Source organism: Amycolatopsis rhizosphaerae, assembly GCF_007713715.1.
Lineage (GTDB): Bacteria > Actinomycetota > Actinomycetes > Mycobacteriales > Pseudonocardiaceae > Amycolatopsis_E > Amycolatopsis_E rhizosphaerae.
Genome location: NZ_VJWX01000563.1, coordinates 1 through 4,486, shown reverse-complemented (window position 1 = coordinate 4,486; position 4,486 = coordinate 1). Strand labels below are relative to the sequence as shown.

General features: G+C 70.4%; 4 protein-coding genes. All 4 read right to left on the bottom strand.

The window, feature by feature from the left end:
* A partial coding sequence (locus FNH05_RS33155; protein WP_425458513.1) for an SPFH domain-containing protein occupies positions 1-1,372 on the bottom strand: 1,372 nt, incomplete at its 3' end.
* A gap of 24 nt (positions 1,373-1,396) precedes the next feature.
* The gene (locus FNH05_RS33150) at positions 1,397-1,831 is read right to left on the bottom strand and encodes an NfeD family protein (RefSeq protein WP_144592800.1); all 435 of its coding nucleotides are present in this window, start codon (positions 1,829-1,831) and stop codon (positions 1,397-1,399) included.
* Positions 1,832-1,903: 72 nt separating this feature from the next.
* On the bottom strand, positions 1,904-2,710 hold the full coding sequence (locus FNH05_RS33145) for a DUF3097 domain-containing protein (RefSeq protein WP_144592799.1): 807 nt from the start codon (positions 2,708-2,710) through the stop codon (positions 1,904-1,906).
* A 23-nt stretch (positions 2,711-2,733) separates the two neighbouring features.
* Entirely contained in the window at positions 2,734-4,164 is a 1,431-nt protein-coding gene (locus tag FNH05_RS33140; RefSeq protein ID WP_246128095.1) for a DHA2 family efflux MFS transporter permease subunit, read from the bottom strand.
* Positions 4,165-4,486: the final 322 nt, after the last annotated feature.

The window sequence follows — 4,486 nt, the reverse complement described above, 5'->3', positions numbered from 1 at the left end:
GATACGGGCTGATCGGCGGGGTCGTGTAGTGCTGTCCGGGCTGCCGCAGCGGCAGACCGGCCTGCGGCCCGGTGTCCGGGCCTCCGCTCTGCGGTCGTGACGGCGGGACCGGCGGTGTCTGCGGACCGGCGGGCGGCGGAGTGCTCGACGCCTGCGGCGGCGCGGGCGGGCTCGGCGGTTCCTGTGCCTCGTCCCGCACGGGCGGCGGTTCCGGCGTACCACGCAGGATGTCGGCCGCCTTCGGGACGGACGGGGTGGTCGTGCCGAGCGGGCCCGGCACCTCCTGGCGCGCCACCTTCTCGGCCTCCCGCACCGCTTCCGCGATACGGGGGTCCGTGGAGGTGTCGAACCAGCTCGCCACCTCTTCGTCGTCGAACGACGGCGGCTCGACCGCTTCCCCGCTCGGCTGCTCGTAGCGGAACACGCCGTCCTCACCCTGCTTGCCGAACGCCCGGGCGAAGTTTTCCAGCGCGCGACCGTAGTCGCTGGGGACCAGCCAGACCTTGTTCGCGTCGCCCTGCGCCATCTGAGGCAGCGTCTGCAGGTACTGGTAGGCCAGCACCTCCGGCGTCGGACGCCCGGCCTTGACCGCGGCGAACACCTTCTCGATGGCCTTCGCCTGGCCCTGTGCCTGCAGGTAGCGGGCGGCGCGTTCACCCTGGGCACGGAGAATGCGGGACTGCCGGTCCGCCTCCGCGGCCATGATCGTCGCCTGCTTCTGCCCTTCGGCCGCCAGGATCTGCGACTGCTTCTGCCCCTCCGCCGTCTTGATCGCGGCCTCCCGCTGGCCTTCGGCGTTGAGGATCATCGCGCGCTTCTCCCGGTCGGCGCGCATCTGCTTCTCCATCGAGTCCTGGATCGACGGCGGCGGGTCGATCGCCTTGAGCTCCACCCGCGCCACCCGGATGCCCCAGCGGCCGGTGGCCTCGTCGAGCACCCCGCGCAGCTGGCTGTTGATCTGGTCGCGCGAGGTCAGCGCCTGCTCCAGCGTCATGCCACCGACCACGTTCCGCAGCGTGGTGGTGGTCAACTGCTCGACACCGACGATGTAGTTCGAGATCTCGTAGACCGCGGCCCGCGAGTCGGTGACCTGGAAGTAGACCACCGTGTCGATGGAGACGGTCAGGTTGTCCTCGGTGATCACCGGCTGCGGCGGGAAGGACACGACCTGTTCCCGCAGGTCGATCCGGGCGCGCACCTTGTCGAGGAACGGCACGAGGAAGTTCAGCCCCGGCGAGGCGACCGTGCGGAATCTGCCCAGCCGTTCGATCACCGCCGACTGTGCCTGCGGGACCACCATGATCGCCTTCGCGATGGTGATGATCACGAACAGGGCGATGACCGCGACAACTATGATCGCTGCGGTTCCCAAGATCTCTCCCGTCGTCCAGAGTGGTTACGGCTCCGGGGACACCACGGCCGTGGCGCCCGATATCTCTACCACGGTCACCTTCGTGCCGGGCTCGATCCGCTGACCTTCGATGAAGCTGCGAGCCGACCAGACGTCCCCGTCGAGCTTGATCCGGCCGCCGCCCTCGTTGTCCACCGCGGACAGGACCACGCCGTGCTTGCCGACCAGCGCCTCGATCCCGGTCCGGACCACCGGAGTGTGCAGGAACCGGCGCTTGAGCGCGGGCCGGGCCAGCCACAGCAGGCCCGCCGAGGCCACCGCGAACACGATCACGTCGATCACGGCGTTGCCGGTGAGCGCCGCCGAACCGGCCGCCACCAGCGCCCCGACGCCGAGCATCAACAACACCAGGTCGCCGGAGATCACCTCGGCGGCCATCAGCACGACTCCCGCGATCAGCCAGATCAGTGCCGGTGTCATGGGCTCATCGTGGCAGAAAGTGACCGGTCGGAGCCACCGAAGCGCCCGATCTGATCTCCATCCGTCCTCCGGTCAGGCTTCCGGGGCGGTCACGAAGTCGATCAGACGCTCGACCGCGCCGATCAGCGGCGTCTCCAGGTCGCGGAAGCTGCTCACCGCGCCGAGCACCCGCTGCCACCCTTCGTGGGGTTCGCCCCAGCCCAGTGCGGCGCAGACCCCTTCCTTCCACGGCCTCCCGCGCGGCACCTCCGGCCACGCCCCGATGCCGACGGCGGAGGGCTTCACCGCCTGCCAGATGTCGATGTACGGGTGTCCGGTGACCAGCACGTGCTCGTCGTGGATCGCGGCCACCAGCCGCGACTCCTTGCTGCCGGGGACGAGGTGGTCGACCAGGACACCGAGCCTGCGTCCCCGGCCGGTGCCGAACTCCTCGATCCGCCCGGCCAGCACGTCCACACCGTCGAGCGGTTCGACGACCACGCCCTCGACGCGCAGGTCGTGCCCCCACACGCGCTCGACGAGTTCGGCGTCGTGCTTGCCTTCCACCCAGATGCGCGAGTCGCGGGCGGTCCGGGCCCGCAGGCCCTCCACCCGTACCGAACCCGAGGCCGACCGCGCCGGCGCGGGCGGGACGGCCGCTCTGGGCGGCACCAGGGTCACCGGCTTGCCTTCCAGCAGGAAACCGGCGGGGGCCAGCGGGAACACCCGTTGCCCGCCCCGCCGGTCTTCGAGCACCACGGTGCCGTGTTCGAGCCTGATCACCGCCCCGCAGAATCCGCTTCCCGGCTCTTCGACGACGAGCCCCGGCTCGGCCGCGATCTCGGGAATCCGGCGTTTCTTCCGGCCGGACAGGACGTCGTGATAGCTGTGGGAGTGCACGAGCGGGCACGGTAGCGCCGCACTCAGGCCTCCGTCTCGGCGCCACGCCGAGTGGCGAAGGTGACCGCGGCCAGCACGCCCGCGACAGCCACCAGGCCCAGGGCGACCCCGAAATTCAGGCGGTAACCGGCGGTCAGCGCGACCGCCCGCGGCACACCCGAGGCCGCCAGCCCGTCGGTGCGGGTGGCGGCGAGCACCGCCAGCACCGACAGCCCCAGCGCTCCCCCGACCTGCTGGGTGGTGTTGAACAGGCCGGACGCGAGCCCGGTGTCCTCGGGGCGGGCGTCGCGCATGCCCAGCGTCATCAACGCCGGCATGGCGAAGCCGAAACCGATGCCCAGCGCGAGCAGCGCGGGCAGCACGTCGGCCACGTAGCTGCCGTCCGCCCTGATCACGGCCAGCAGCGCCACACCGGCGGCGATCAGCACGAGGCCGCCCAGCAGCACCGGTCGCTCGCCGAACCTGGCGGTCACGCGCGCCGAGGCGACCAGGGAGATCACCGCGATCGACGCGGCCGCCGGCAGCATCGCCAGCCCGGTCCCCTGGGCGGACAGGCCCAGCACCTGCCGCAGGTACAACACGATGTGGTACTGGAACGCGAACATCGCCGCGATCAGCAGCATGAGCACCAGGTTGGCGCCGCTGAGCGTGCGGGACCGGAAGATCCGCAGCGGCAGCAGGGGGTGTTCCGCGCGGGCCTGCCGCACCAGGAACGCGACGACCAGGATGATCGCGAGGGCGCCGAAGCCGAGGGTGTGCGCCGAAGTCCAGCCGTGCCCGTCGACCTCGACGATGGTGTAGACCAGGAGCATGAGCCCCGCGGTGATGAGCACGCCGCCCGGCACGTCGGCACCCGCCGCCAGTCCCACGCCGCGGTCGGCCGCCAGCACCCGCAGTGCCACCGCGACGGCCGCCACGCCGATCGGCAGGTTGATCAGGAAGATCCAGTGCCAGCTGACCGCCTGCGTCAGCACCCCGCCGACGACGGTGCCGATCGACCCGCCCGCCGCCTGGACGAAGCTGAACGCACCGATCGCCTTGGCCCGCTCCCCGGGTTCGGGAAACAGCGCCACCACCATGCCCAGCGCGACCGCGGAGGAGGCGGCGCCGCCGATGCCCTGGACGAACCGCGCGACCACCAGGACTTCGGCGTTCCAGGCCACGCCGCACAGCAGCGAAGCCGCGGTGAACACGATCATGCCGAGCAGGAACACCCGGCGGCGGCCGATGAGATCACCCAGCCTGCCGGTCAGCAGGAGCAGCCCGCCGAAGGCGATGCCGTAGGCGTTGATCACCCACGCCAGGCTCGACGGGCTGAACCCGAGATCCTGCTGGATGGAGGGCAACGCGACGTTCACGATCGTCTGGTCCAGCACGATCATGAGGGTCTGGGCGCACAGCACCGCCAGCGCGAGCAGGCGGGACCGGGCGCCGGTGGACACGGCTTGGGACACCTCTGACCTCCAAAGGAGCACGATTTGTAACAGTGCTCATGATCTGTTCCCGCGGAGGTGGACGGAAGAAGGCACTTCCGTGTCCCAGTGGCACACGGATGTGACCGTCCAGGTCCGGGCCTCGCCACCGCGCCGCACGTGACCTGGACGACTCCTGACGGGGCGGGGGCGAGCCGTGAAGGGCCCCTTCACGGTCGATTCGACTGTGAAGGGACGGCGGATTCATGCGGTGGTTGCAATTTGATCTATTTAGGACAGTAGCATGTTGAGTTTTTGTTGGGGGGTGGCCCAGTCGAGGGTTTTGCGGGGTCGGGTGTTGAGC

Excerpts from the sequence above, each read along its gene's own strand:
- FNH05_RS33150 (WP_144592800.1), bottom strand. The coding sequence starts at position 1,831 with ATGACACCGGCACTGATCTGGCTGATCGCGGGAGTCGTGCTGATGGCC.